At 57.6% G+C, this 384-nt stretch carries 1 rRNA gene; it reads right to left on the bottom strand.

The window, feature by feature from the left end:
* Positions 1-117 (bottom strand): 5S ribosomal RNA (rrf, locus tag AB4Y72_RS19740).
* Between the last annotated feature and the right edge of the window lie 267 nt (positions 118-384).

The raw sequence follows: 384 nt of genomic DNA, 5'->3' as shown, positions 1-384 counted from the left end.
TTCCGGCGGTGACCTACTCTCCCACACCCTCCCGGGTGCAGTACCATCGGCGCTGTGGGTCTTAGCTTCCGGGTTCGGGATGGGACCGGGCGTTTCCCCCACGCTATGACCGCCGTAACCCTGTTACCCGTCCCCGCCGGCTCATTGCCTGGGGGTGGGAAGACTTGTGGTTACAACATTGGCCGCTGCAGGTTGGTGCAGCTGTGGTGTTGTTATTCAGTTGGTTGGTTCGCAAGCAACGTGCCCGGTGACGGGTTTGTTGGTTGGGAACCACATAGTGGACGCAAGCAGTCTTGTTTCTTTGTACCCTTCCCATGGTGTGAACGTCTTTTGAATCCGTTCACGGGAGGGGTGTGTGGTGTAAGTTATCGGCCTATTAGTACC

The organism is Arthrobacter sp. YAF34 (assembly GCF_052113245.1).
In the GTDB taxonomy this organism is placed as follows: Bacteria; Actinomycetota; Actinomycetes; order Actinomycetales; family Micrococcaceae; genus Arthrobacter.
This window is presented reverse-complemented; position numbering and strand designations above follow the sequence as displayed.